The following is a 25,224-nucleotide window of genomic DNA, read 5'->3' on the forward strand; positions in this document are numbered from 1 at the left end:
AAAAGCCTTCCACAAAAAAGGGAAGGCAATCCTGAAGCTGTAGTTTTCTGTAAGCCATGTTCTGTATTACTATTTGTCAGGACAAAATAGTAACGATAATCATCTGTCTACAGAATACTCTGTCCCTTCTCTAAGTTCATTTACCTGAGAAAGGTGCCCCTACCATAAGTTTGGGTTGCTCGCTCGAGGGGTTTACCCGTTCCACTAATTTTATTTCTAAAATTACTTCGTCACTGTGGCACTTTCAAGAATACTCCAGCATAGTTTACACCTTAGCTGTTTTTTCTGCCGTTACTCTTCGTTAGAAAAGTACCTTAACTTATTGTTTCATTAAGCACGAACACTACAAACATCTCAGTTTGTGCGAGCATGGACTTTCCTCAACCACTAAAAAGTGACTGCGATTATCCGAAAACTACAGACAAATTGTTAACAATTATTAAAATCTTCTTGTTGCATCTAAATCTTCATTATCCTCTAACACTTTTTGAGCTGCATTATTTAATGTGTTTTTGGCATTTTCAGAAATATTAGCTGATGCTGGTGACTCTTCTAATTTACTGCCAAATACATGTTTTTCTAAATTTGATAGACGTTTTAAAATATCAAAATTTGTCACAGCAGTTGTTTTTGGTGCGTCTTGTTTCATTCTTGATAATGTTGCTTGATTTTGCGTTAATTGATCTACTTTATTGACTAAACGATGATTTTCTTCTTTCAATGCTAATAATTCTTGATTATACGCTTCGTAGTCCTTAATAACATTGTCTAAAAATTCATCTACTTCAATTGGATCGTAGCCTCTAACTTTAGTTTTAAACTCTTTTTGTAAAATATCTCTAGCCGAATACACTAATTTAGCCAATTAATACACCTCATTTTTAATTACTCTATACAGTGAAACCCACATTTCATAATGTTCTAATTGTATCTAATTATTCACCATAAATCAAACTGAAAGTTGTCCCATCCACATATACTATAAAGATTTTTGCATTATAACACAACTATTTTATTAAAAAAAAATAAAATTCTTTAAATAAATGCAATATAAGACCAAGTTTTCGTTTATTTCCTTTTCAATGTAATTAAAGATTTGATATAATACGGACTAGGAGTGTGATATATCTGACTATAAAATATCCTAAAGGGAGCTCTCACCTTCTAACATCCCATTCAAAAAAAGTTAGCACTAAAAAACCTATCAATTTTGCAAATAGAGGGATGTCATTTGAAGCAGAGATTAACCAAACAAATCAATACTACCTAGATAGAGGCATTGCAGTCATTCATAAAAAACCGACACCTGTACAAATTGTTAACGTTGATTATCCTAAGAGAAGTGCCGCAGTTATTAAAGAAGCTTATTTTAAAGAGGCTTCCACAACAGACTACAATGGTGTCTATAAAGGTAAATATATTGATTTTGAAGCAAAGGAAACAAAAAATAAGACTTCTTTTCCCTTGACAAACTTCCACGAACACCAAATTGTTCACATGGAAAAATGTTTAGTTCAAGAGGGCATTGTTTTTGTTTTGATGAGCTTTTCATCCATTAGACGATACTTTCTAGTTCCTGCTAGTTTAGTTATCGAATTTTGGAGTAAACAAAATAATAATGGAAGAAAATCAATTCCTCTAACTGTTATTGAAGAAAGAGGATCTGAAATTATCCCAGGATTTTCACCCAGAATTCCATATCTTGAAACATTAGATCGATATTTTGGAGAAGGAGACAATTTTAAATGAGAAGAGAAACCAATGGGCAACCCCCAAAAAGGAAACGGAGTAAAGGAAAAGCGATTTTAATTACTTGTATTGTTTTACTTTCTTTAATTTGTATTCCCTTAATTATCGGAAGTGCGACCTTTTTCTATTATGTAAAAGATGCACCAAAGTTAGATTTTACTAAGCTAGAAGATACACGTTCTTCTACTTTACTTGATTCAAAAGGAGCTGTGTTCTTAACCTTAGGTGAAAAGAACAGAGAAATTATTCAGCCCAATGAAATTCCACCAACCTTAAAAAATGCGGTTATTTCTATTGAAGATAAACGTTTTGAAAAACACGTTGGTGTTGATCCAATTCGTATCGCTGGTGCTGCTATTTCAAACTTTAAAGGAAATAGCACTCAAGGGGGAAGTACACTAACCCAACAGCTGATTAAACTTTCTTACTATTCTCACAAAAAAGAAGACCAAACTTTAAAAAGAAAAGCTCAAGAAGCTTGGCTTTCAGTAGAATTAGAAAAGAAAAAATCAAAAGATGAAATCTTAACTTATTATATTAATCGCGTTTATATGTCAAACGGTGTTTACGGGATGAAGACGGCTGCTGAAACTTATTATGGTAAAGATTTTAAAGATCTTTCACTTGCTCAGTATGCCCTTCTTGCAGGAATTCCTCAAGCACCTAATAACTACGATCCGTATACAAATAAAGACAATGCTAAAAAAAGACGAGACTTAGTTCTAAACGAAATGTATAAAGATAAAAAAATATCTGAAAAAGATTACAAAGCTGCCGTTGCCGAACCTGTTGACGAAGGGCTTATTCCATTAAAAGAAGATTCAACTATGCAAGTTGTCACTGATAACTATGTTAAAGAAGTTATTAAAGAGGTTCAAAAGAAAACCAAAAAGAATATTTATACGGACGGATTAGAAGTTCACACAAATATTGATTTAGAAGCTCAAACTTATTTATATAACTTAATGAATAATGAAAATTCTTCCATTAACTTCCCTGATGATGAATTCCAAGCAGCTGGAACCTTAGTTGATGTTAAATCTGGTTCAGTTAAGGCTCAAGTTGGAGGAAGAAAATCAAAAGAGAAATCACAACTTGGCTTAAATAGAGCTGTTGAAAACGAACGTGATATCGGTTCAACATCTAAACCTTTAGTAGCATATGGACCTGCCATCGAAGACTTAAACTATGGTTCTGGAGAAATATTTGTGGATGAGCCATATAAATATGCAGATGGCACATCTGTTTACAATTATGACCGTGCTTATCGTGGTGGTTTGACGATGAGAGAATCTCTAGTTGATTCAAGAAACATACCTGCTTTAAAAGCTCAAAAAGAAGTTGGAGATGATAAAGCAAAAGATTTTATCCATAAACTTGGATTTAAAAATGATGTTTATGAATCAACTGCGATTTCAATGCAAGGTTCTACTGAAAAATTAGCTTCTGCTTATGCAGCTTTTGCTAATGGCGGTGTTTATTATGAACCATCTTACGTTAGCAAAATTGTTTATGAAGATGGTACTGAAGAAAAAATTGAATCTAAAGGTAGTCGTGCAATGAAAGAGTCTACTGCCTATATCGTTACTGATATGCTTAAAGATGTCATTTCACGTGGTACAGGTGTCAATGCTCAAGTTCCTCAATTAATTCAAGCTGGTAAAACAGGTACGTCTAACTATTCAGATGATGCCTTACCTAATGTGATTGGTGATGGAAGTCCTGATATCTCATTTGTTGGATATACTCCGAAATATTCATTTGCTGTTTGGACAGGATATGACAAGTATTACAATGCCATCCCTGTTCAAGATCAACAAATTGCGATGGATATTTACCGTAATTATATGACCTTTTTATATCAAAACCTTGAAATTACAGATTGGAAACAACCAGATGACGTTGTCCGTATAGGCAATCAAGTCTATGTTAAAGATCATGTAGGTAACCAAGGTGGGCAAACCTATAACAGTTACAGTTCACAAACGTCTCAAAGTAATGTTGCTCCACCTGTTAGTTCTGCTGCTCCTGAACCTTCAAAACCTTCAGAAACTAAACCAGATCCAACGCCTACACCTTCATCATCAACACCTCCTCCTCCACCTCCAACAAGTAGTTCGGATAATGGTGGTAACAACGGTGGTAATGACGGTGGCGATAATGGCGGTAATAATGGTGGCGATAGTGGTGGCAATAACGGTGGTGGAGACAAACCAGACGGCAATAACGGTGGTAATGATGGTGGCTCCACTCCTTCATCTAAATAAAAAAAATAGATTTGACCTATTTGGTCAAATCTATTTTTTTTTTCATTATTTGTTGTCCCTCAGCACATAAATCAAGTAATGGACAGTCAGGACATTTAGGTTTTCTTGCTGTACAGTGGTACCTTCCAAAAAGAATCATCGTATGATGCGCCTGAATCCATCTCTCTTTAGGTATTTTCTTCATAAGAGCAGCTTCTACTTCTGTTACTGTTGCAGATTGCTTACATATTCTCAAGCGTTTTGAAACTCTATCTAAATGAGTATCTACGGCAATAGCAGGTACACCAAAAAGGTCTCCAGCAACAACGTTTGCTGTTTTTTGACCAACACCTGGTAGCTTCATCATTTCTTTAATTGTTTTAGGTACTTCACCTTCAAAATCATCAATAAGCATTTGAGAAGCTTTTATTATGTTTTTAGCTTTTGTACGGTACAAACCAATTGTTTTTATTTTTTCCATAACACTTTCAAGAGGGGCTGCTGCTAATTTCTCAGCTGTTGGGTATGCTTTAAATAATACAGGTGTTGCCTTATTAACAGAAACATCGGTTGCTTGCGCACTCAATATGACTGCAATTAAATATTGAAAAGGCGTTTCATAATCAAGCTCACCTCTAGCATCCGGGTACATAACTTCCATTCTATCAAGTGCTTCTACTGTTTTTTTTCCTGATAACAAACTCTCACCTTCTTATTTTTCATTTGGATTTAGCCAATTATGAAGAGGGATAAATGGCAGTTTTTCTTCTTCCTCATTTTTGGCTTTTGATTCAATTTGATTTGTTCTTTTTTTCTGATCGACTTGAACATCTTGTTTTGTTCTTAAATTTTTTCTTTCCCATGCAAGTAATATTCGGTCAATATATTTTAAGCTATAGGCTTGATTTAACACGGCTTCTCTTAAAGCAAGTTCAATTAATTCAGTTCCATAATGGTCAACAGTTAACCAACTTTGAATCGTTTCAAATTCAATAGGTGATAAAGGTCTTCCAAATTCTACTTCAAAAGTTTGATATAGATTAGTTACTTTCTTCTCACTTGATACTTCCAACTGTTTCTTTTCAAGTTGCTCTAAATAATGACCCAATCGGTCGTAAAAAAGAGTTAAATCATATCTGTCTTCTGATTGTCCTGAGGAGTTTATCTGAGTCTCAATCGAGATAAATCCTTTATCTACTGAAGATTGAAGCACTTGAATGATGTGATCTATTGACATCCCTGTTGTTTCTTCTAAAACACCTAACTCAGGAAATGAATTTCCCTCCTGTTCAAAACGTAGAAGATGCAAAAAAAGGATAAATTCGTCATTAGACATCCCTATTTTTTGATAATACTGAAGTAACAAGTTGGATACAGTTGTTGTATCAGCTTTTAAAAATTCTTTTAATGTTAACATCTTCGTCACTCACTTTCTTGTTAAGTATATCAAAATTTTAAAGAAAAGAAAGCTCAGTTATTTTACAACAAAAAAACCTCTTAAAATTAATTTTTAAGAGGTTTCTATTTTTTAATTAATGATTACTTAGTTCCAAATAAACGGTCACCAGCATCACCTAAACCAGGTACAATATAACCTTGTTCATTTAATTTTTCATCTAATCCAGCGGTAATAATATCAATGTCTGGATGAGCTTCTTGAAGGGCTTTAATACCTTCTGGAGCTGCCACTAAACAAACAAATTTAATGTTAGTTGCTCCACGTTTTTTCAGAAGATCGATTGCCATAATGGCTGATCCTCCAGTTGCTAGCATTGGATCAACAACAAATAATTGACGTTCAGCAATATCAGCTGGTAATTTAACAAAATATTCAACTGGTTCAAACGTTTCTTCATCACGATACAAACCAACATGTCCTACTTTTGCTGCAGGAATCAATTCCAACATTCCATCTACCATGCCAATACCTGCACGTAAGATTGGTACAATTGCTACTTTTTTTCCTGTTAATGTTTTTTGAATTGATTTACCAATCGGTGTTTCAATTTCGATGTCCTCTAGAGGCATATCGCGAGACACCTCATAAGCCATTAACATAGCAATTTCATCAACTACTTCACGAAAAACCTTTGTCCCACAGTTTTTGTCTCTGATGATTGTCAACTTGTGTTGAATTAGTGGATGATCAATAACTTGAAATTTTCCCATATCGTGATTCTCCTTTAAATTTTATTCCAATCTATTGTAACGGAAAAAAAGGTAATTGACTAGTCAATTACCTAAAAATTTATTTATAAAGTGGATGTTTTTCAATTAAAGCAGCAACTTCTGCTCTAATCTTATCTAACTGTTCGTTATTTTCATGATGAGTTAGGGCTTCTGTTATTAATTCAGCAACTTTTTGAGCATCTTCTTCTTTAAATCCTCTTGATGTGATCGCTGGTGTTCCAATTCTAATACCACTTGTTTCAAATGGACTACGACTTTCAAACGGAATTGTATTTTTATTAACAGTCATATGAACGCTATCTAAAATAGCTTCTGCTTCTTTTCCTGTTAAGCCAAAACCACTTACATCGATTAATAACAAATGATTGTCTGTATCTCCACTAATCAATCTTGGACCAGTTGTTTGATTAAACACTCGTGCCATGACTTTAGCATTGCTAACTACTTGTTCCATATAATCTTTAAACTCTGGTAATAAAGCTTCTCTAAAGGCAGCAGCTTTGGCTGCAATCACATGCTCTAAAGGACCTCCTTGGATACCAGGGAAAATATTACTATTTATTTTTTTAGCTAAATCTGGATCATTGGTTAAGATGATTCCCCCGCGAGGGCCTCTTAATGTTTTATGAGTAGTAGATGTTACGATATCTGCATATAAAACTGGATTTTGATGTAGGCCTGTTGCAACTAAGCCAGCAATATGTGCCATGTCTACCATTAATTTAGCACCCACACTATCAGCAATTTCTCTGAAACGTTTGAAATCAATTTCTCTTGAATAAGCACTTGCTCCTGCAACAATTAATTTAGGTTGATGTTTTCTAGCTAAAATTTTAACTACTTCGTAATCAATTACTTCTGTTACTGGATCAACACCATACGAAACAAAGTTATAAGTTTTACCACTAAAGTTTACAGGTGAACCGTGAGTTAAGTGTCCCCCAGCAGTTAAATCCATTCCCATAATTGTGTCTCCAGGTTCAACAAGAGATAAATAAGCTGCAGTATTAGCTTGCGAACCAGAGTGAGGTTGAACATTGGCAAATTTGGCATCAAATAAATCACATACACGATCAATCGCTAAATTCTCGACAACATCCACGAATTCGCAGCCGCCATAATAACGTCTACCTGGATAGCCTTCAGCATACTTATTGGTTAATACACTACCTTGCGCTGCCATAACAGCCTCTGAAACGAAATTCTCTGAAGCAATCAATTCAATAGTTTTTTCTTGACGATTCTTTTCATTTGCAATTGCATCCCACAACACAGCATCAGATTTTTGGTAATCCATAAAAGCACCTCACATTCTATTTTATACCTCATATTGTAACACACTTAAATGTTATTTTTTATATGTTTTTTGATTTGCGGCTTTCTTTAAACGGTTCATATATGCCATCCCAACCCCTACTTCTGGATAAGTCTCAACTAAGATAATATCCAAGTCTAATTTATCTTCGTCTAAATATCGTAATCCAGCAAATAAATAACGCATTGCTTCGACTACATCATATTTTTGAGAGAGTTTGTAATAAGCATCATAGCCGTTTAGTAAGCTTTTTTTCTCTGGATGAGTCATAATACCAATCTTTTTATGCTCATTTTTAAATTCATTAATTGCTTCTTGCCAATTATTCTTTTGATAATCAATCATGATAACGGGAGTCTTTGGTGAGTAATGTTTATATTTCATTCCTGGTGCTTTGGGTGCTTCTTTTTCAGTCAAAATATGCTGATCCATTTCAACTTCACCAATCACTTCTTCTAATTGCTCTTTTGTTATAGCTCCAGGCCTTAAAATGACCGGCACGCCATTTTCTTGAGACATATCTAATACAGTAGACTCAATACCAACAAAAGACGCTCCTCCATCAAGCACACCAAATATTTTACCAGCTAGATCTTGATAGACATGATTAGCAGTTGTAGGGCTTGGTAACCCCGATGTATTAGCACTTGGTCCTACTAAAACTGTTTCTGACTCTTTTATTAATTGAAGAGTTAACTCGTTATTAGGCATTCTAAATGCTGCTGTTTCTAAGCCACCAGTTACAACAGAAGGTAGAGACTCAGCACTTTTTAATTTGAAAATAAGTGTTAATGGTCCCGGCCAAAAAGTATCCATCAAACGTTGTGCTTTTTCTGGAATATTAGAAACAAAAGGTGTGACTTGCTTACAACTGGCAACATGGACAATCAAAGGATTATCACTAGGTCTTCCTTTTGCTAAATAAACATTTTTGACAGCTTCTTCATTAGTTGCATCAGCGCCAAGACCATAAACTGTTTCAGTCGGAAAAGAAACTAACTCTCCTTCTTTTATAGCCTTAACTGCTTCTTCTATTTCTTGTGGATGGATTATTTTCGTCTCCATAATCAGCACTTCCTTTTATATCACTTTTATTATTCTATCTTGTCCGTTCATGTCTTTGATAACTTGTACTTCTTTTTCTGGAAAACTAGCTTGAAAAATAGCAGCTACTGCTTTTCCTTGTAAATAACCTATTTCTAAATAAATTTTCCCATCTACTGCTAGATAATCTCTAGCTTCTTTAGCAATTTTTTTATAGATTGCTAGGCCATTATCCTCAGCAAACAATGCTTCTTTAGGTTCATTTTCTCTAACCGAAATATCCATTTCTTCCCACTCATCTATACTGATATATGGTGGATTCGAAACAAGAATATCTATTTTTTTTGATAAATGATAGCCGGAAAGAACATCACTTTCTAAAAAAGTAACCTCTTGCTTTAATTTTTTAGCATTTTCTCTAGCAACTTCCAGTGCTTCTTTAGAAATATCGAATCCCATTACATGCCAATTAGGTCGCTCTCTTTTTAAAGATAAACTTATAGCACCAGTTCCTACACCTATATCAACAATTTGTTTCGACTCATTCAGATTTTCTTTTAGAATAAGTTCAACTAATTCTTCTGTTTCTGGTCTTGGGATTAAAGTATGTTCATTCACTAAAAAACGACGACCATAAAACTCACATGAGCCGATTAAATATTGTACCGGAACATGCCTAGCAATTTGATTTAAATCGGATTCAAATGAGGTTAACTCTTCTTGAGGTACTTCTTTTTTTAAATTTAAGAGTAGATCCGTTTTAGTCCACTCTTTTCTTTCCAATATTAAGTACTCAGCAAGTGTTGGCTCTAAATTTCTTTCCTCTAAAAAAGAAGAAGCCCATTTAAGGACTTCAAAATAAGTATTTAAACTAGTCATTTAATTTAGCCAACTGTTCTGTTTGATCATAGATAATTAAAGCATCAATAATTTCATCAACTTTACCAGCTAAAATTTGGTCTAATTTTTGAATCGTCAAGCCAATACGATGGTCTGTTACACGGTTTTGAGGGAAGTTATATGTTCTAATACGTTCTGAACGATCTCCCGTTCCAACAGCAGATTTACGGTTAGCATCGTACTCACTACGACTTTCTTGCTCTAATTGATCATAAACACGAGCACGCAAAACTTTCATTGCTTTTTCTCTGTTTTTTAACTGAGAACGTTCATCTTGCATCGCAACAACAATGCCTGTTGGGATATGTGTTAGACGAACTGCAGATGCCGTCTTATTAACGTGCTGACCACCAGCGCCACTTGCATGATAAATGTCAATACGGATATCTTTATCAGCTAAGTCTAACTCTACTTCTTCTGCTTCTGGTAATACAACAACTGTTGCAGTTGATGTATGAACACGACCTTGAGATTCTGTTGAAGGAACACGTTGAACACGGTGTGCGCCACTTTCATATTTTAATTTAGAGAAGACACTATCACCTGTAATCATAATTGTTACTTCTTTATACCCACCGATGCCTGTGATATTAGCATCCATTACTTCAAATTTCCATCCTTGAGCAGCTGCGTAACTTTGGTACATTTCAAATAAATCACCAGCAAATAAAGCTGCTTCATCTCCACCAGCAGCACCGCGGATTTCCATGATAATATTTTTATCATCATTTGGATCTTTTGGTAATAAAAGAATTTTAATTTTTTCTTCTAATTCTTCTTTTTCATTTTTAAATTCAGCTAATTCTTCCTTAGCTAATTCTTGTAATTCATCATCTAATTTTTCTCCAAGTAATTCTTCAGAGTCAGCAATACCTTGAACAACCTCTTTATAACGGCGGTAAACTTCAACTGTCTCTCTTGTATTTGCTTCTTCTTTTGATAATTCCATGAAGCGTTTCGTGTCACTTACTACTTCTGGGTCACTTAGTAATTCTCCAAGTTCTTCATAACGATCTTCTAGAGATTGTAATTGATCAAACATTTATTTCTTCCTTTCTTTACTTCCTAGTAATAAAGCTTATTCATTATTTCTTAATTTTGGTGGATTTACGTAATGTTTACGACATACTGGGAAATAAGATTCATTCCCACCAATTTGGATTTGCTCCCCAGTATAAACCGGTTCATTGTCATTCATTCTAAGATTCATGGTTGCTTTCTTATGACAGAACCAACAAATTGTTTTTAATTCCTCAATTTTATCGGCATAAAGAAGCAAGTATTTAGAGCCTTCAAATAGTTCATTTTTAAAATCATTTTTCAAACCAAAGGCCATAACTGGAATATCCAGCTCGTCTACAATTTTAGCGAAAGCTATCACATGATGTTTTTCTAAAAATTGTGACTCATCTACCAAAATACAATACGGTTTAAAAGACATTGACTCTATTTTAGCATAAATATCGGTATCATGAAAAATAGGAATCGCTTCACGTTTTAAACCAATACGACTAGATACTGTTCCAACTTCATCTCGAGTATCTAATCCACTCGTCATTAAAACAACAGGTTTGTTCTGTTCTTCATAGTTATGAGCGACTTTTAATATTTCAATTGTTTTTCCACTATTCATTGCGCCGTGTTTAAAAAATAGTTGTGCCATGTCTCTTATTCCCCCTTGTTTATCCTATGATAGTATACTTTAATTTTAAAAAAAAAGCATTATCTTACTCTAAAAAGATTAAAATTCCTGTTAATTTATCAACATCTCAGTTTTCACTTTACTTTTATAAGGGAAATCTGTATAGTGACTTTGTACTAATTTATTATAAGTAGGAGGAACAACATGAACAATGTTTTAGTTATAAAAGCTCATCCTTTAACAGCAAATGAATCTCGTTCGTTAACTGTTTTAGATGCATTTATTAATGCTTATAAGGAAAATCATTCTGAAGATGCGGTAACAATCGTTGATATCTATGAAGAAGAAGTTCCTGAAATTGATAAAGCTCTTTTCACAGCATGGAAAGACGCAGCACAAGAAAAAGAATTAACAGCAGATCAAATTGCTAGATTGATTCGCTACAACGAATTAACTGAACAGTTTTTAAATGCTGATAAAGTTATTATCGCTAACGCTCTTTGGAATTTAGGGATTCCATCTCGCTTGAAAGCTTGGATTGATACAGTTGTCGTTAACGGTAAAACTTTCAGATACTCTGAAACTGGGCCAATCGGTTTAACTTCAGGGAAAAAATTACTACACATTCAATCTAATGGTGGACAATACGGTGGAAGTGACCCTTCATCTGTATACATCAAAACAATCTTTAACTTTATGGGTGTTCAAGATGTTGAACAAATTTTTGTTGAAGGTATCGATCACCATCCAGAAATGGGCGAACAAATTATCAACGATGCAAAAGAAAAAGCAGTTACTCTTGCTAAAACTTTTTAATAAAAATAAAGAAGAAGAGATAAATCATTAAGATTTAATCTCTTCTTTATTTTCTTCTATAGCTAATTCTTCTTCATAAAGACCTGAAACTTCCTTATACCAAGTGAATAAGTGAGTAGCAATAACTTTCATTGTTGCATAGAATGGAATCCCTAAAATAACTCCCATTACCCCAAATATTTTACCTGCAGAAAGTAAGACAAAAATAATGGTAATTGGATGAATTTCTAATTGACTGCCTAAAACTAAAGGAGAAACAAATTTACCTTCAATCGTCTGTTCAATTATAAAAACAACGATAACTGCAATTAACATCTTAGGTCCATCTACTAAAGCTAAAAGAATAGCTGGAATTGTTGCCAAAGCTGAACCTACATAAGGTATCAAGTTTAAGAATCCTGCAAGTATCCCTAAAGTAACACTATAATTTAGACCTACTGCAGAAAATCCAATGATAAACATGATTGCAACAGCTACCGCCACAGTTACTTGTCCCCTAACGTATGAAGACAATTGTTTGTTTATATCAACTAAAACATTTAGAGTCGTTTTTCTGATTTTAGTTGGTAAAAACTGAGTCATATAAGGCGCCAATTTTTTCCCATCTTTTAACAAATAAAATAGAATAAAAGGGACTGTTACGACTGTTACAACAATATTAGCCACCGCTCCAACCACACTCCCGATTCCTTTAAATGCATTTTTAGAAACGGTTTTAGCAATTGTATTAATCGAATTAAAGAACTCGTTCAACGTATCTTCTATTGGTGCACTAAATTTATCAAAAATTGGAGCATTAAAAAATTCAGATGTTTTGCTTTCAATTATACGCCAGTAGGTTGGCCACTCATTAGCAAAACTTCTTGTCTGATGTTCAATTTTAGGGATTAATATCACTATTCCCCAAGTGATTAAACCAAATATAACAACAAAAAGAATCGTAATTCCTAGATTCCTTTTTATACCTTTTCTTTCCATAAAGTTAACAAGTGGATTCAAAATATAATAAAGTAATCCTGAAATAATAATAGGTAAGCCTACAATTCCAATAAATTGTGCTACAGGTTCAAATAAGTGAGACACTTTTGTAAACAACAGAATAATTAACAAACATAATAAAATAATTAATAAGGTTGTAACAAATTGATTATTTAAAAACCAACGATTAAACCAAGTTTTCTTATCACCTTTATAGCTATCACTTTTCATGACTAAACCTCCCTAAGCATATCTAATAACAGTTCCTTCTTTAATATTAGGTAACTCAAAAGGCTCTACATATAATGCATTTGCCAATTGATCTTCACTTCCTGCTTCTTTAAAGACAATAGAGATGTGTCCCATTTCTTCTAAGTGCTGATTAGCAACTGGGCCAACTGACTTGATGGTATACTTTTGATCGTCAAAAAACAGACAATCTCCAACTGCGATTTTTTTAATATCTTTTGTTTTAAATTGTTGAATAACAGAGAATTTTCTCAATTCTTCTGTTGCTGATTCATCAAAAAGAATGATCAAAGGCTCCTTTTGACTGATTGCTTCTTTTCCGATTGACATAACAACTGATTCCATTATCTATTACACCTCATTTATTTTTTTAACAATATAATCAAGTATATCATAATTTATCAAAAGACTTTCATTAAAACTTTCATACCTTGAAATAGAAACTTTTTCTAAACATTTTTAATATGCTATAATCTAAATGATTATTAAGGAAAGGGTGTTCACATGATACAAAAACTAATTCTTGGTTCATATACAAGAAAAGAGAGTAAAGGTATTTATAGCATTGAACTAGACACTGAAAAGAAAGAACTAAACCATTTGGTTACAATGATTGAAGAAGGAAATCCTACTTATTTAGCTAAATCAAAAAAAGAAACGATTTATACCGTTTCTCAAGATGGTACGTTGGGTGGGGTTGCTGCATATAAAAAAGAGGCAGACAATACTTATTCTTTCGTTAACCGTATAACAGAAGAAGGAGCACCTCCTTGCTACGTTGCAATAGATGAAACAAGACAGTTAGTCTATGGGGCTAATTACCATAAAGGCCTTGTTGTTTCTTACCGTATTAATGAGGATGATTCAATTACTTTAGCAGATCGTATTGAACATATCGGTAATGGTCCTCATGAAAATCAGACTGTCCCTCACGCTCATTTCGCTGATTTAACACCTGACGAGCGCTTAGTTGCATGTGATTTAGGAAATGATACAGTTTATACATATGACGTTTCTTCTGAAGGAAAACTAACAGAAGTGGCCAATTTTAAAGCTAAGCCTGGTACTGGACCTCGTCATATTGTATTTCACCCTAATGAAAAAACAGCTTACTTATTCGGTGAATTATCAAGCGAAGTAGTTGTTTTAAGCTATCAAAAAGAAACCGGTGAATTTTCTCAACAACAAATCATTTCAACATTACCTGAAGATTTTGATGATTTTAATGGTGGCGCTGCGATTCGAATTTCAAAAGATGGCAAATTTTTATATGTTTCAAACCGAGGACATAATTCGCTAGCCGTCTATCATATTTCTGAAGACAGTTTGAGTATCGATTTAATTCAACATATTTCTGTTGAAGGAGACTTTCCTCGTGACTTTGATATTACACCAGATCAAAAATTTATTATTGTAGCCAACCAAAATTCAAATAATTTAACTTTATTTGAGCGCGATACAACTAATGGTAAACTAGCTTTAATCCAAAAAGATGTTTACGCACCAGAAATTGTCTGTGTCACATTTGCATAAAAAAGGAAGAAGCTATTGGTATTAACCAATACTTCTTCCTTTTTATCTTATTTTTACTTCATTTTTAACAAGTCTTTCTGTTTGAATAAACTCTTTTAGGTTATCCAAAAATATTGGGAATAAACGATCAAAATACTTGTCTGTCATTCCTGATGAATGTGGTGTGATTAGAACATTTTCTAATTTCCACAAAGGATTTTCCTTAGGCAACGGTTCTTCTTCAAATACATCTAATCCGGCAAAACCAATTTGTCCGGTTTGGCAAGCTTCAATCAAGTCAGTCGTTTTAACCGTCCCACCTCTTCCTGCGTTAATAAACATAACTCCTTGTTTCATTTGAGAAAACAATTTTTTTGTAAAAAAGTAATGAGTCTCCTTAGTGTCAGGAAGTAAATTAATAATAATATCCATGTCTGATATTCTTTCTTCTATTTTATCTTGAACAATAATTTCATCAAAATGAGGTACTTGTTTCTTACTTCGATTAACACCTACTAAATGGACTTGAAAAACGTTTAAAATTTCAGCTAATCTTTCTCCAATGTGCCCTGTTCCAAGAATCATTATATTTTTTCCCTCTAAATCTGTCTGCATTTTTGGTTTATCCCAACGCTTCTCAGATTGATTCAATATAGCCGATTGAAGTCCCCTAGTATAAGCAAAAATCATTCCAAGAATTGACTCACTCATTTGATTACCATGCACACCACTTGCATTCGACAATAGAATAGATTGACTTTCAAATGGAGCCATATCAATGTGATCAACACCTGCTGATTGTGCTTGTACCCACTTTATTTGATTTTGAGAGAAGCTAAGTATTTGCGGACTAATCTCTTCATCCCATCCATACATAATTTCAATTGTTGTATCTTTCTTATCAACATCTACTTTACTAATCACATCGTAATTTGGAGCTATTTCTTTTAATAACGCTAATTGATCCTCTTTCATTGGAACTAATGTTAAGATTTTTTTCTTTTGCAACTGCTTTCTCCTCCTTCTGTATTCATCTTACTTATATTCAATTCTAACATTTAAAAGAGTTTTTTTCACTTTTAAAAAACATATGATATAATGATGGCATCATTTAGAAGGAGGTTTATGGTCATATGTTAGACTTAGAAAAAGTAAAAAAAGATTTAATTTCAATCGTAGAGGATGTTCTTTTTCAAACTAAACTTGAAAAAGGAGATATGTTTGTTGTTGGTTGTAGTTCTAGTGAAATCAATGGCGGCGTGATTGGTAAAAATTCGAGTGAGGAAATTGGAGAATTAATTGCTGAGACGCTCATCAACTATTTCAATGAAAAAGAAATTCATCTTGCTTTTCAAGGATGTGAACATATTAACCGTGCCTTAACAATTGAAAAAGCAGTTGCTAAAGAACGAGGATTAGATATCGTTTCAGTAGTTCCTAAATTCCATGCTGGAGGAGCTACATCAACAGCAGCATATAAAATGATGGAAAACCCTGTAGTTGTTGAGTTTATTACCGCTGATGCTGGTATTGATATTGGTGATACCTCTATTGGCATGCATATTCGACACGTACAAGTACCAATTCGGCCAGCAATCAAATCCCTTGGAAGTGCTCATGTAACAGCACTTGGTCATCGACCAAAACTAATCGGCGGAGCTAGAGCTGAATATCAATAAAAGTCAAAAGGTTAATGCAAAAATAATAAGCATTAACCTTTTTTATCTGTCTTTTTAAAATAAACACACTCTAAAAATGTTTCAGAACTCAATTGTTTGCCTATCTTTTCAAGCAAGAAAGAATAATAACTATGGTGGATTTGTGTCCAATTTTTCAGTGAGCCGTCACCTTCCAACAAAGCAAATTCTTCATCTACTTCTGAAAATTTCTTAAACACAACATTTTCTACTTCAACAAAGCAAATAAAATGATTCTTCCCATCATGAATTTCCCATATGTCACCTATTTGAGTTAAATCTTCTTCTTGCTGAATTTCAACTAAGGAAGATGTTGCTGTTTTCTCTCCTATTTTGACTAAATTAGCTAACTCGGTTTGCTCTTCGTGAGTTCCTCCAAATTGAATAATCATCTCATTAATCAACTCCTTTTTATTTTTTTACCAAATACACTGTCTATTTAAGATAAAATAATTCAATTTCTTTTGCTATTTCCAATAGTTCACCAGTTACTAAATGATTTTTTTTCAAGAAATAAAAGGATCGTAAAAATGAAGTTTCCAAAGGCTTAACCTCCATTTGTTCTGTGACCGCTCTTTTAGAAATCAAACTTTTTCCAATTCCTTCTTCTAACATTTTGACAATCATCTCATTATTTTTGACATACAATCGATTGGGATTAATGTTTTCTCTTAAAAAATAACGTTCCATATAATGAAAAACACCTGATGTTTCCTCACGGCTTAACCATAAATCACTTGTTAAGTTCCCAGCAATAACTAGTTCATCTTTTTTTATTTCAACTCGTTTGACCCCATCTGTCATTAAAGGTTTTTCAATAAATCCAAAGTCTACTGAATGCTTTTTAATAGTTTCAAGAACTTCCTCAGAATTTTTCATATCAAGTTCAAAGATAACATCTGGAAAAATAGTTACTAAATGTTTCATTAATTCTGGTAAATAATAAACAGAAAATGTATTTGACGCACTGATCCGACAAGTTAATTTCTCTCGATTGCTTTCTTTTACTAATCGAGTAGTTTCTTTCCAGTCATCCGCTAAATTAAGAAGTCTAACATATAACATATCAGCTGATTTAGTTGGATGCATCTCTTGCTTTCCTTTTCGTTTAAAAAGTGTACACGCTAGTTCTTCTTCCAATTGTTTAATTTGATTGGAAACTGCAGGTTGAGAGATAAACAGAATTTCTGCAGCTTTTGAAAAATTTCTCGTTTCGTATGCTATTCTAAAAGTTGTTAGTAATTTAAACATATTTTCACCTACTATTAGTTTTTCTTATAATTAATATATTAACTATATATTTCTCAAATGTAAAAAGAAAGTATATACTTTTTTTATCAACTAAAAAGGATTGTGAAAAACAAATGAATCAAAAAACAAAAGATATCTTACCTGGGCTTGGCCTATCATTTATTGTCGCAGGTATCAGTAAAATCATTGCTATCTGGATTCCCAGTATCGGAGCGGCAACAATTGCTATCCTACTTGGAATTCTACTTGGAAATACTTTTTTTAAACAACCATTTTTAAGTAAAGGAACTAAGTTAGCTGAAAGTTTACTTTTAGAATTATCCATTGTTCTACTAGGAACAACAGTTACCTTTCAAACTATTGCTCATATGGGATTTAATGGGATTGGTTTTATTATCTTTCAAATGGCGGGAACTATCGTGGGAGTTTACTTAATTGGAAAAAAAATGAATTTCTCCAAAAAAATGTCTCTTTTAATGGCTGGAGGAAACGCAGTCTGTGGTTCTTCTGCTATTGGAGCAATTGCACCAGAAATTGAAGCAAGTGATGAAGAAAAAGGACAAATTATTACCTTAGTTAATTTACTAGGAACTGTATTAATGTTAACTCTTCCCTTTATTGCGACAAGCGTCTTTTCGGACGTTTTAACTCAAAGTGCTTTAATTGGTGGAACTCTCCAATCTGTTGGACAAGTTGTTGCTAGTGCAAGCATGGTTAGTAAAGAAGTTGTTGAGTTTTCAACTCTTTTTAAAATCATGAGAATTATCATGCTAGTTGTTGTTGTCTTCTGCTTTTCAAAATTTACAGAAAAAGACCGTGTTCAAACAATCAACGAAGTAACTGATGCTAAAACAAAGAAAAAATTACCTTTACCTTGGTACATTATTGGTTTTCTTTTCTTTTGTACTGTTAATAGCTTTGTTCACCTACCTGAAGAAATCAGCCAAGGAGCTCATTTTATCAGCGGATGGTTTGAAATAACAGCCCTTGCTGCTATTGGATTACGACTTGATTTTGCTAAATTCTTTAAAGAAGGCGTTCGCTTCTTAATCTACGCACTACTTGTTGGAATTCTTCAAATTATCTTAGCTCTTTCACTAATCTATGTCTTCCAAATCTAAAAAGTTACATCAAAAAAATAAAGTTGGTCACAAGTAATCAAGAAATCCGATTATTGTGACCAACTTTATTTTTAGATAACTTCTGCACCTAGTGTATTTTTAAAATGTCTCAAGGCCCAACGATGTCCTTCTTCATCAAAACTTTGCACACATTTTTCATGAACAATAATTTTGAAGCCTAAATTATAGGCATCTACTGCCGTATGCAACACACAAATATCTGTACAAACACCTGTCAAATGAACAGTTGTAATACCTCTTTCTCTCAATCTAATATCTAAATCTGTTCCACTAAAGGCAGAATAATGACGTTTGTCTATCCAATAAAGATTCTCTTTTTCTTTATTCTCTTCATACAGTGGAGCCAATTTTCCGTACAGCTCTCTTCCTTTAGTCCCTAAAACATTATGGGCTGGGAACAACTTGTTTTCTGGGTGATAACTATCGTTTGGATCATGTCCATCAATAGCAAAAACAACAAACTGCTCTCTTTCAATAAAATCTTTCGTCAAAGCAACTAAGTCAGATTCAATATTTTGCCCGATTTCACCTGTTGTCAAATTACCATCTGTTGCAACAAAATCATATGTATAATCAATCGAAAGTAATGCTTCCATTATTAAAAACCTCTTTCATTAAATTTCTGATAATAAAGCTAACACCATCTTGGCTGATTTTTCTCCGGCTTCGATAATAAATTCATCAAAATTAACACTTGCGTTTTCATCTCCCACGTCACTCATCGCGCGAATAACCACAAATGGTTTACTATACTGATACGCAACATGTGCAATGGCAGCTCCTTCCATTTCATTGGCTAAACAATCTGGAAAGTGAGATTTTATATCACTAATCTGTTTTTGACTACTTACAAAAGTGTCTCCCGAAACGATCAAACCAACACGAGTATTTAACATATTATTACTTGCTGCTTCCATTGCTGCCTCAATTAATGATTCATTTGCTTCGTAATAAAGTGGCATTTGAGCCATTTGACCATACTCATAACCAAAAGCTGTCACATCTACATCTGAATACGCAACTTTATTAGAAATCACGATATCACCAATTGACAAGCCATCTCCAATCCCACCAGCTGAACCAGTATTAATGACGGCATCCACATGATAATGGCTGATCAAAAGAGTTGTAGTTAATGCTGCTAATGTCTTACCTATCCCTGATCTTGTTAAAACAACTTCATGTTCTCCGATTGTTCCTGAATAGAAATTAGCACCTGCTTCTTCCCATGTTTTCATATTTTCTAACTTTTCTGATAGAATAACAACCTCTTGTTCCATCGCTCCGATAATTCCTATTTTCACCCAAGACACTCCCTTAAAATATTATAAATTAAAAATGGCATAAATTAATATAGCTAGTAGAATAGCTACAATAATAATTGCCTTATTTAGCCAAGTATTTCTCTTTTTATTATTATTAAACTCTCTAACACGACTTCTTGTTAAAATCTGATCTTCGTCTTTTTTGCTCGGCTCATCATCAAACTGAGTTTCTTTCTTCTTTCTAAACATATTTAACTCCTTACTTGCTTTTCATTTCCCAATAAAGAATAGCATACATTGTTTTTGCATCACAAATTTCGCCTGAAGCTACTTTTGCTTTTGCTTCCTCTAAACTTACTTCCATTAATTCTAAGAATTCATCTTCATCCTGAGGTAATGGATTTTCTACTTTAACTAAATCTCTTGCTTCATATAAATAAAGAAGCTCATTACTAAATCCAGGTGATGGAACAAACTTAGCAATTTCTTCAATTGATCCTGCTTGATAAGTCGTTTCTTCCTCTAGTTCTCTTTTAGCTGTTCCTAGAGGATCCGTTTCATCTTTTTCAATTTTTCCAGCAGGTATTTCTAAAATACTTTTTTCAAGTGGTTTTCTAAATTGTTTCACTAAAATCATTTTTTCCTCTTTAGTGATGGCTAAAATTCCTACCCCACCATGATGAAAGACTAGTTCGCGTTTAGCGATTTTCCCATTTGGAACGAGAACATCGTCAACAACAACGTCTATTATTTTACCATTATAGATAGTTTCTCTATGAATTGTTTTTTCTTCAAATTGATCTGTCATATTTTTCTCCTTGTATCTCTTTGTTTATTAAGCATATGATACCGTTAAAGATGATTGTTTTCAATAAACATCTGCTTAATTTATTAATCTCATTGTAAACTGTTTAAGAAAAAATAAATCAATCCATAGACTGATATCTATTTTTCTTCTCTGTGATAAAATGTTTTTAAGATCAATTACAAAACATTTAGGAGTGAACCCGTATGAAACAAAATAATTCGAAACTTTACAAAGTTCTTTTGGTGATTATCATACTAATCCCATTAAACATCTTTGTCGGTAGTAATCACTATCTTCTTGGCAAACTAATTGCTGGTGCCTTATCCTTATCTCTAGTTATTGCTGTGTACTGGTTTATTAAGGCAATTGCTTCCAAAAATAAAAAATCAGATAATAATATTCCTTACTTAACTAAAGAAAAAGAAGAGCATTATGCTGATTTTGGAATGAATGACCAAGAAATTGCTTTTTTCAGAGATACAATGGCACAAGCTAAAAAGAATATCGCTACTCTTGAAGAAAATATGAATCAAGTAGCTAAATTAAAAGCAATTAATCTAAGATATGATACACTAAAAGCAACAAAAGCTATGTTTAAAGAAATCGTTAAAGAGCCAAATAAATTACATCAATCTGATCAATTCTTATACAATCATTTGCCGAACTTAGTAGAGTTAACTAATAAATACGTTGAAATTAACAATCATGAACTAAAAAATAAAAATACTTTTGAAGTTCTTAATCAAAGTGCGGTAGCGATTGAAGAAGTTTCTCAACTTATCGTTAATGATTACTCTGATTTTGTTAAAGATGATTTAGAAGATTTAGATGTAGAAATCTCTATTGCAAAACAAAATATTAACCGTGAAAAAGAACTTGAAGAATATAAACAACAAAAGGAGCAAATTTAAATGACTGATGAATTAAAAACAGATGATTTATTAAAAGATGTTACACCCGTTAATAATACATTAGATGATTTATTAACTAATCCCTTTGAAGCACCTGATGCTTCGAAATTAGCTATGCAGGATGAAAAAAAATTACAAACAAATACAACTCAAGCAACTAAAGTAATTGATAAACTGCCAGAAGATCGTCAAAAACAAGCCCGAGAGTTAGCAGCTCAAATTGACACAAGTGATAGCCAAGCAGTACTAAGTTACGGAGTTGCTGCTCAACAAAAACTAGGTGAATTCTCTCATACAATGTTAAATCACGTTCAAGCTCAAGATATTGGTCCTATGGGAGACTCTTTAACTGAGTTAATGTACCGCTTAAATGAAGCAAGCCCAAGTGAACTTGAAGCACAGGATAAAAATATCTTTAAACGCATGTTTGGTAAAGTAAAACAATCCGTTTATGAAATTACCGCTAAATACCAACAAATTGGTGCGCAAATTGATAAAATTGCTGTTAAACTTGATAAAGAAAAAAACGGCTTACTACAAGACAATTTAATGCTTGAGCAACTCTACCATAAAAACAAAGATTATTTTGACGCTTTAAACATTTATATTGCTGCAGGAGAAGTGAAAATTGAAGAATTAGAAATGGTTACTATTCCTGAAGCAATCAAAACAGCTGAGGCTAGTGGCGATCAAATGGATGCTCAGATTGTTAGTGATTTAAACCAGTTTGTTGATCGACTGGAAAAAAGAACTCATGATTTAAAATTAGCTAGACAAATTACGATTCAACAAGCACCTCAGATTCGTTTGATTCAAAATACCAATCAAGCTTTGGCTGAAAAAATTCAAGCATCAATTAATACAGCTATCCCGTTATGGAAAAATCAAGTTGCAATAGCTTTAACTCTTTTACGTCAAAAAGATGCCGTTACTGCACAACGTCAAGTCTCTCAAACCACAAATGATTTGCTAACTAAAAACTCTGAAATGTTGAAAATTTCAGCAATTGAGACAGCAGAAGAAAATGAACGTGGTATTGTTGATGTTGAAACATTGCAAAAAACACAAAATGACTTAATTGAAACGATTCAAGAAACATTACGTATTCAAAAAGAAGGAAAAGAGAAACGACGTAATGCTGAAATTGAACTAACTGTCATGGAAGAAGATTTAAAAAATAAATTACTTGAAATGTCTAACCAACATAACTAATAAATAAGGAATTGTCGCAAAAGTGTTACTTACTTTTGTTACAATTCCTTTTCTTTTTCCCATAAAGGTAATTTAATTAATTCATAACTTTTGGAATCTAAATTAGTTACTGTAATTCCTAACAAACGAATCCCTCTTTCCAATAAGTCAAAGGAATCCCAAATTTGTTTAGCATGAAAAAAAAGAGTTTCTTGATCATCCACATAATCAGGTAAAGTGACTCGTCTGGTAAATGTTTCGTAATCCCTGTCTCTAACTTTTAAAACAACGGTTTTCCCATGAAGTTGTACCCGACTTAGGGCCTTTTCAACATCAGCTGCTAATTCTCTTAACTGCATAATGACCGCTTCTTCTGTCACTAAAGGTTTACCATAAGTGCTCTCTCGCCCAACTGATTTCCTATCTCTATGAGGTTCAACGGGCGAATCATGAATTCCTCTAACTTTACGATATAAGGAATAACCCATTTTCCCAAAATTCTGAATAAGTTCCATCTCTGATTTTTCATATAGGTCAGCCCCAACAAAAATACCTAACTCGTGCATTTTAGGAACTGTTTTTTTGCCTACTCCATGAAAGTCTTCAATAGGCAGTTTTTTTAAAAAATCTACAGCCTGCTCCGGCATGATAAGCGTCATCCCTTTTGGCTTTTCAAAATCAGAAGCTAATTTAGCTAAAAATTTATTATAGCTTACACCAGCAGAACACGTTAAATGAAGTTTTTGCCAAATTTCCAATTGAATCATTCGAGCGATTTTTATAGCACTCTTTATATTTTTCTTATTCTCAGTAACATCTAGATAGGCTTCATCCAATGAAAGTGGTTCAATCATATCTGTATACTCATGAAAAATTTTATGTATCTCTTTTGAAATTTCTGCATAATGACTTCTATTACCTTGAACAAAATTAGCTTTTGGACAAAGTTCATAAGCTTTTTGAGCACTCATAGCTGAATGGATGCCATACTTTCTGGCTTCATAATTAGCTGTTGTTACTACTCCTTTTCCTCCTGTATCACGAGGATGTTTAGCAATAACTAAAGGATGCCCCACTAACTCTGGATTATCTCTTTCTTCGACAGATGCATAAAAAGCATCCATATCAATATGAATTATTTTTCTTGATGTATCAACTTTTAAAGGAAACCTCAATTGATTGGACACTTTCTCCACCTCCCAGAACATATGTTTCTATTTTTATTATAAATGAAAACATAAAAAAAAACCACTAAAGCCGTCGCTCTAGTGGAAATGAAGGTTGTTATTTACTCTCACTCTCGGTAGGAGTTAAGTATGAAAAACCAATTCGGGATAATTGGTATGAGTGCATACTACTATAAAACGATTAAAGAAATTTGATTAAACCCTATTAATACAGTAAAAAAAGAATGAGAGTTATCTCATTCTTTTAGAAACTTGTCCATTCTTCTTCATCTTCAATAGGAACATCTACTGTCGTTGATAAAAATTGGTCTTTAGCTAAATCATTATAAAAAGCTGCTTTTGTTGCGTTGATATAAGGATTAATCCATAACATCGCAATACCACCAGTTATCATTCCTAATAAATACCAACCAATAAAGCTTAAGTCAATCCAAAACAATCTTCCTTTGTGGCCTCTCATTAAATTGCGACTTTCCGTAATAAAACTTGTCGCTCCCATACTTTTTACATCTTGATTCATAGCCATATCTTTATAGATAAAGTTTGATTGTGAATACGAATAATGCTTAACAAATGCTGGGATAACAAGAGCAAACGACCATAAGACTTTAAAAATATACATTAATAAATTAATTAATAAAATGGGAACAAAGTCATTACCATTAAAAATCCGAAAAGCATCTTTTATCTCCATCGATTGTTCTTTCCGTCTCCTAATAACATCTAAAAATGTAAAGCTAATACCAATTGTTATAAAATAAATCCCAATATCAATCAAAGGTGCAATACCGTATGATGAAAAATCAACATTTAAACCATCAAAGGGTGAACTAAAATCCACATCTTCTGAATCAAATTCATCTGTCAATTCATCACTTAATTGATACCTAACCGTCTCAGCAAAATCCGAAGTACCACTATCTGTGTCGGATGTTACCATGAACGAAACAAAGACAAGCATAGCTGCTATAACAAGTCCAATAAAAAACATCATGATAATTTGCATAATCGAAGGAATTAAATTCAATAAGACAGCTTCCTTCCAACGACCACTTAAGCTATCTTTTGCTTCTCTTTTTAATTGCGCTGAAGTTTTATACACGTTTCTCCTCCTCCTTTATGAAAAGAATT

28 protein-coding genes and 1 other RNA gene are annotated in these 25,224 nt (G+C 33.2%); 8 read left to right on the forward strand and 21 right to left on the reverse strand.

Annotated elements, in window-relative coordinates:
- Positions 1–45: 45 nt before the first annotated feature.
- Both rnpB and gpsB read right to left on the reverse strand, forming a co-directional pair.
- An RNA gene (gene rnpB, locus H9L18_RS09975) (RNase P RNA component class B) lies at positions 46–416 on the reverse strand.
- A gap of 23 nt (positions 417–439) precedes the next feature.
- Positions 440–865, reverse strand: coding sequence for a cell division regulator GpsB (gene gpsB, locus H9L18_RS09980; RefSeq protein WP_126795237.1), 426 nt, complete (start codon positions 863–865; stop codon positions 440–442).
- Positions 866–1,128: 263 nt separating this feature from the next.
- Between gpsB and recU the strand changes: the two genes are divergently transcribed.
- Together recU and H9L18_RS09990 are read left to right on the forward strand one after the other, a co-directional pair.
- Positions 1,129–1,749, forward strand: coding sequence for a Holliday junction resolvase RecU (gene recU / locus H9L18_RS09985; protein WP_126795348.1), 621 nt, complete (start codon positions 1,129–1,131; stop codon positions 1,747–1,749).
- Complete coding sequence (locus H9L18_RS09990; RefSeq protein WP_126795235.1) at positions 1,746–4,016, forward strand: PBP1A family penicillin-binding protein; 2,271 nt, start codon at positions 1,746–1,748, stop codon at positions 4,014–4,016. Before recU ends, H9L18_RS09990 begins: the two co-directional genes overlap by 4 nt.
- Positions 4,017–4,032: 16 nt before the next feature.
- On the opposite strand, the gene nth is transcribed toward H9L18_RS09990, so the two are convergent.
- From nth to H9L18_RS10030, 8 genes are all read right to left on the reverse strand, one after another.
- Positions 4,033–4,695 (reverse strand): endonuclease III, encoded by a 663-nt coding sequence (nth, locus tag H9L18_RS09995; protein WP_126795233.1) that lies wholly within the window; start codon positions 4,693–4,695, stop codon positions 4,033–4,035.
- 12 nt (positions 4,696–4,707) lie between these two features.
- Complete coding sequence (locus H9L18_RS10000; RefSeq protein WP_126795231.1) at positions 4,708–5,412, reverse strand: DnaD domain protein; 705 nt, start codon at positions 5,410–5,412, stop codon at positions 4,708–4,710.
- Between the two features lie 122 nt (positions 5,413–5,534).
- Complete coding sequence (gene upp / locus H9L18_RS10005; RefSeq protein WP_126795229.1) at positions 5,535–6,164, reverse strand: uracil phosphoribosyltransferase; 630 nt, start codon at positions 6,162–6,164, stop codon at positions 5,535–5,537.
- A gap of 79 nt (positions 6,165–6,243) precedes the next feature.
- Positions 6,244–7,482, reverse strand: coding sequence for a serine hydroxymethyltransferase (glyA, locus tag H9L18_RS10010; RefSeq protein WP_126795227.1), 1,239 nt, complete (start codon positions 7,480–7,482; stop codon positions 6,244–6,246).
- Positions 7,483–7,533: 51 nt separating this feature from the next.
- Complete coding sequence (locus H9L18_RS10015) at positions 7,534–8,565, reverse strand: L-threonylcarbamoyladenylate synthase (protein ID WP_126795225.1); 1,032 nt, start codon at positions 8,563–8,565, stop codon at positions 7,534–7,536.
- Positions 8,566–8,580: 15 nt separating this feature from the next.
- Positions 8,581–9,423, reverse strand: a complete 843-nt coding sequence (gene prmC, locus H9L18_RS10020; RefSeq protein ID WP_126795223.1) for a peptide chain release factor N(5)-glutamine methyltransferase — start codon at positions 9,421–9,423, stop codon at positions 8,581–8,583.
- Positions 9,416–10,486: a peptide chain release factor 1 gene (gene prfA, locus H9L18_RS10025; RefSeq protein ID WP_126795221.1), complete on the reverse strand. Its 1,071-nt coding sequence runs from the start codon at positions 10,484–10,486 to the stop codon at positions 9,416–9,418. The genes prmC and prfA overlap by 8 nt, the downstream gene beginning before the upstream one ends.
- Positions 10,487–10,522: 36 nt before the next feature.
- Positions 10,523–11,107, reverse strand: coding sequence for a thymidine kinase (locus H9L18_RS10030; RefSeq protein ID WP_126795219.1), 585 nt, complete (start codon positions 11,105–11,107; stop codon positions 10,523–10,525).
- 183 nt (positions 11,108–11,290) lie between these two features.
- Here H9L18_RS10030 and H9L18_RS10035 point away from each other — a divergent pair, with 183 nt between their 5' ends.
- A complete protein-coding gene (locus tag H9L18_RS10035) occupies positions 11,291–11,902 on the forward strand; it encodes an FMN-dependent NADH-azoreductase (RefSeq protein WP_126795217.1) in 612 nt (203 codons plus the stop codon).
- A 27-nt stretch (positions 11,903–11,929) separates the two neighbouring features.
- Here the strand turns inward: H9L18_RS10035 and H9L18_RS10040 are convergent, their stop codons facing one another.
- Together H9L18_RS10040 and H9L18_RS10045 are read right to left on the reverse strand one after the other, a co-directional pair.
- Positions 11,930–13,111 (reverse strand): AI-2E family transporter, encoded by a 1,182-nt coding sequence (locus H9L18_RS10040; RefSeq protein ID WP_126795215.1) that lies wholly within the window; start codon positions 13,109–13,111, stop codon positions 11,930–11,932.
- Positions 13,112–13,123: 12 nt separating this feature from the next.
- Positions 13,124–13,474, reverse strand: coding sequence for a PTS glucitol/sorbitol transporter subunit IIA (locus H9L18_RS10045; protein WP_126795213.1), 351 nt, complete (start codon positions 13,472–13,474; stop codon positions 13,124–13,126).
- Between the two features lie 159 nt (positions 13,475–13,633).
- Between H9L18_RS10045 and H9L18_RS10050 the strand changes: the two genes are divergently transcribed.
- Positions 13,634–14,662 (forward strand): lactonase family protein, encoded by a 1,029-nt coding sequence (locus H9L18_RS10050; protein ID WP_126795211.1) that lies wholly within the window; start codon positions 13,634–13,636, stop codon positions 14,660–14,662.
- A 42-nt stretch (positions 14,663–14,704) separates the two neighbouring features.
- Here H9L18_RS10050 and H9L18_RS10055 read toward each other — a convergent pair whose 3' ends face one another.
- Positions 14,705–15,649, reverse strand: a complete 945-nt coding sequence (locus tag H9L18_RS10055; protein ID WP_126795209.1) for an NAD(P)-dependent oxidoreductase — start codon at positions 15,647–15,649, stop codon at positions 14,705–14,707.
- A gap of 125 nt (positions 15,650–15,774) precedes the next feature.
- Here H9L18_RS10055 and H9L18_RS10060 point away from each other — a divergent pair, with 125 nt between their 5' ends.
- A complete protein-coding gene (locus H9L18_RS10060; RefSeq protein ID WP_126795207.1) occupies positions 15,775–16,320 on the forward strand; it encodes a TIGR01440 family protein in 546 nt (181 codons plus the stop codon).
- Positions 16,321–16,352: 32 nt separating this feature from the next.
- Here the strand turns inward: H9L18_RS10060 and H9L18_RS10065 are convergent, their stop codons facing one another.
- Positions 16,353–16,730 (reverse strand): ASCH domain-containing protein, encoded by a 378-nt coding sequence (locus H9L18_RS10065; RefSeq protein ID WP_126795205.1) that lies wholly within the window; start codon positions 16,728–16,730, stop codon positions 16,353–16,355.
- Between the two features lie 43 nt (positions 16,731–16,773).
- The gene (locus tag H9L18_RS10070; RefSeq protein WP_126795203.1) at positions 16,774–17,589 is read right to left on the reverse strand and encodes a LysR family transcriptional regulator; all 816 of its coding nucleotides are present in this window, start codon (positions 17,587–17,589) and stop codon (positions 16,774–16,776) included.
- Positions 17,590–17,702: 113 nt separating this feature from the next.
- Here H9L18_RS10070 and H9L18_RS10075 point away from each other — a divergent pair, with 113 nt between their 5' ends.
- Positions 17,703–18,710, forward strand: a complete 1,008-nt coding sequence (locus tag H9L18_RS10075; protein ID WP_126795201.1) for a YeiH family protein — start codon at positions 17,703–17,705, stop codon at positions 18,708–18,710.
- 71 nt (positions 18,711–18,781) lie between these two features.
- Here the strand turns inward: H9L18_RS10075 and H9L18_RS10080 are convergent, their stop codons facing one another.
- Genes H9L18_RS10080 through H9L18_RS10095 form a run of 4 tightly spaced genes read right to left on the reverse strand, consistent with a single transcriptional unit; the run spans position 18,782 to position 20,804 of the window.
- Positions 18,782–19,327, reverse strand: coding sequence for a cysteine hydrolase family protein (locus tag H9L18_RS10080; protein ID WP_126795199.1), 546 nt, complete (start codon positions 19,325–19,327; stop codon positions 18,782–18,784).
- 18 nt (positions 19,328–19,345) lie between these two features.
- Positions 19,346–20,035, reverse strand: coding sequence for a 5'-methylthioadenosine/adenosylhomocysteine nucleosidase (locus tag H9L18_RS10085; RefSeq protein WP_126795197.1), 690 nt, complete (start codon positions 20,033–20,035; stop codon positions 19,346–19,348).
- Between the two features lie 21 nt (positions 20,036–20,056).
- Complete coding sequence (gene macP / locus H9L18_RS10090) at positions 20,057–20,245, reverse strand: cell wall synthase accessory phosphoprotein MacP (RefSeq protein WP_126795195.1); 189 nt, start codon at positions 20,243–20,245, stop codon at positions 20,057–20,059.
- 10 nt (positions 20,246–20,255) lie between these two features.
- Entirely contained in the window at positions 20,256–20,804 is a 549-nt protein-coding gene (locus H9L18_RS10095; RefSeq protein WP_126795193.1) for an NUDIX hydrolase, read from the reverse strand.
- Between the two features lie 203 nt (positions 20,805–21,007).
- On the opposite strand from H9L18_RS10095, the gene H9L18_RS10100 reads away from it, so the two are divergent.
- Together H9L18_RS10100 and H9L18_RS10105 are read left to right on the forward strand one after the other, a co-directional pair.
- Complete coding sequence (locus H9L18_RS10100) at positions 21,008–21,715, forward strand: 5-bromo-4-chloroindolyl phosphate hydrolysis family protein (protein WP_126795191.1); 708 nt, start codon at positions 21,008–21,010, stop codon at positions 21,713–21,715.
- Positions 21,716–22,927, forward strand: a complete 1,212-nt coding sequence (locus tag H9L18_RS10105; RefSeq protein WP_126795189.1) for a toxic anion resistance protein — start codon at positions 21,716–21,718, stop codon at positions 22,925–22,927.
- 38 nt (positions 22,928–22,965) lie between these two features.
- On the opposite strand, the gene dinB is transcribed toward H9L18_RS10105, so the two are convergent.
- Both dinB and H9L18_RS10115 read right to left on the reverse strand, forming a co-directional pair.
- Positions 22,966–24,093 (reverse strand): DNA polymerase IV, encoded by a 1,128-nt coding sequence (gene dinB / locus H9L18_RS10110; RefSeq protein WP_185847508.1) that lies wholly within the window; start codon positions 24,091–24,093, stop codon positions 22,966–22,968.
- A 244-nt stretch (positions 24,094–24,337) separates the two neighbouring features.
- On the reverse strand, positions 24,338–25,195 hold the full coding sequence (locus H9L18_RS10115) for a DUF975 family protein (protein ID WP_126795185.1): 858 nt from the start codon (positions 25,193–25,195) through the stop codon (positions 24,338–24,340).
- Positions 25,196–25,224 lie beyond the last annotated feature (29 nt).

The sequence above is a fragment of the Vagococcus carniphilus genome (genome assembly GCF_014397115.1).
In the GTDB taxonomy this organism is placed as follows: domain Bacteria; phylum Bacillota; class Bacilli; order Lactobacillales; family Vagococcaceae; genus Vagococcus; species Vagococcus carniphilus.

Coding starts and splice junctions, on each gene's coding strand:
- H9L18_RS10080 (WP_126795199.1), bottom strand. CDS start 19,327: ATGGAAGCATTACTTTCGATTGATTATACATATGATTTTGTTGCAACA.
- H9L18_RS09990 (WP_126795235.1), top strand. CDS start 1,746: ATGAGAAGAGAAACCAATGGGCAACCCCCAAAAAGGAAACGGAGTAAA.
- H9L18_RS10045 (WP_126795213.1), bottom strand. CDS start 13,474: ATGGAATCAGTTGTTATGTCAATCGGAAAAGAAGCAATCAGTCAAAAG.
- H9L18_RS10015 (WP_126795225.1), bottom strand. CDS start 8,565: ATGGAGACGAAAATAATCCATCCACAAGAAATAGAAGAAGCAGTTAAG.
- H9L18_RS10105 (WP_126795189.1), top strand. CDS start 21,716: ATGACTGATGAATTAAAAACAGATGATTTATTAAAAGATGTTACACCC.
- H9L18_RS10060 (WP_126795207.1), top strand. CDS start 15,775: ATGTTAGACTTAGAAAAAGTAAAAAAAGATTTAATTTCAATCGTAGAG.
- upp (WP_126795229.1), bottom strand. CDS start 6,164: ATGGGAAAATTTCAAGTTATTGATCATCCACTAATTCAACACAAGTTG.
- H9L18_RS10030 (WP_126795219.1), bottom strand. CDS start 11,107: ATGGCACAACTATTTTTTAAACACGGCGCAATGAATAGTGGAAAAACA.
- H9L18_RS10000 (WP_126795231.1), bottom strand. CDS start 5,412: ATGTTAACATTAAAAGAATTTTTAAAAGCTGATACAACAACTGTATCC.
- macP (WP_126795195.1), bottom strand. CDS start 20,245: ATGTTTAGAAAGAAGAAAGAAACTCAGTTTGATGATGAGCCGAGCAAA.
- H9L18_RS10100 (WP_126795191.1), top strand. CDS start 21,008: ATGAAACAAAATAATTCGAAACTTTACAAAGTTCTTTTGGTGATTATC.
- prfA (WP_126795221.1), bottom strand. CDS start 10,486: ATGTTTGATCAATTACAATCTCTAGAAGATCGTTATGAAGAACTTGGA.
- H9L18_RS10095 (WP_126795193.1), bottom strand. CDS start 20,804: ATGACAGATCAATTTGAAGAAAAAACAATTCATAGAGAAACTATCTAT.
- H9L18_RS10065 (WP_126795205.1), bottom strand. CDS start 16,730: ATGATTATTCAATTTGGAGGAACTCACGAAGAGCAAACCGAGTTAGCT.
- H9L18_RS10040 (WP_126795215.1), bottom strand. CDS start 13,111: ATGAAAAGTGATAGCTATAAAGGTGATAAGAAAACTTGGTTTAATCGT.
- glyA (WP_126795227.1), bottom strand. CDS start 7,482: ATGGATTACCAAAAATCTGATGCTGTGTTGTGGGATGCAATTGCAAAT.
- H9L18_RS10070 (WP_126795203.1), bottom strand. CDS start 17,589: ATGTTTAAATTACTAACAACTTTTAGAATAGCATACGAAACGAGAAAT.
- H9L18_RS10075 (WP_126795201.1), top strand. CDS start 17,703: ATGAATCAAAAAACAAAAGATATCTTACCTGGGCTTGGCCTATCATTT.
- prmC (WP_126795223.1), bottom strand. CDS start 9,423: ATGACTAGTTTAAATACTTATTTTGAAGTCCTTAAATGGGCTTCTTCT.
- H9L18_RS10035 (WP_126795217.1), top strand. CDS start 11,291: ATGAACAATGTTTTAGTTATAAAAGCTCATCCTTTAACAGCAAATGAA.
- H9L18_RS10050 (WP_126795211.1), top strand. CDS start 13,634: ATGATACAAAAACTAATTCTTGGTTCATATACAAGAAAAGAGAGTAAA.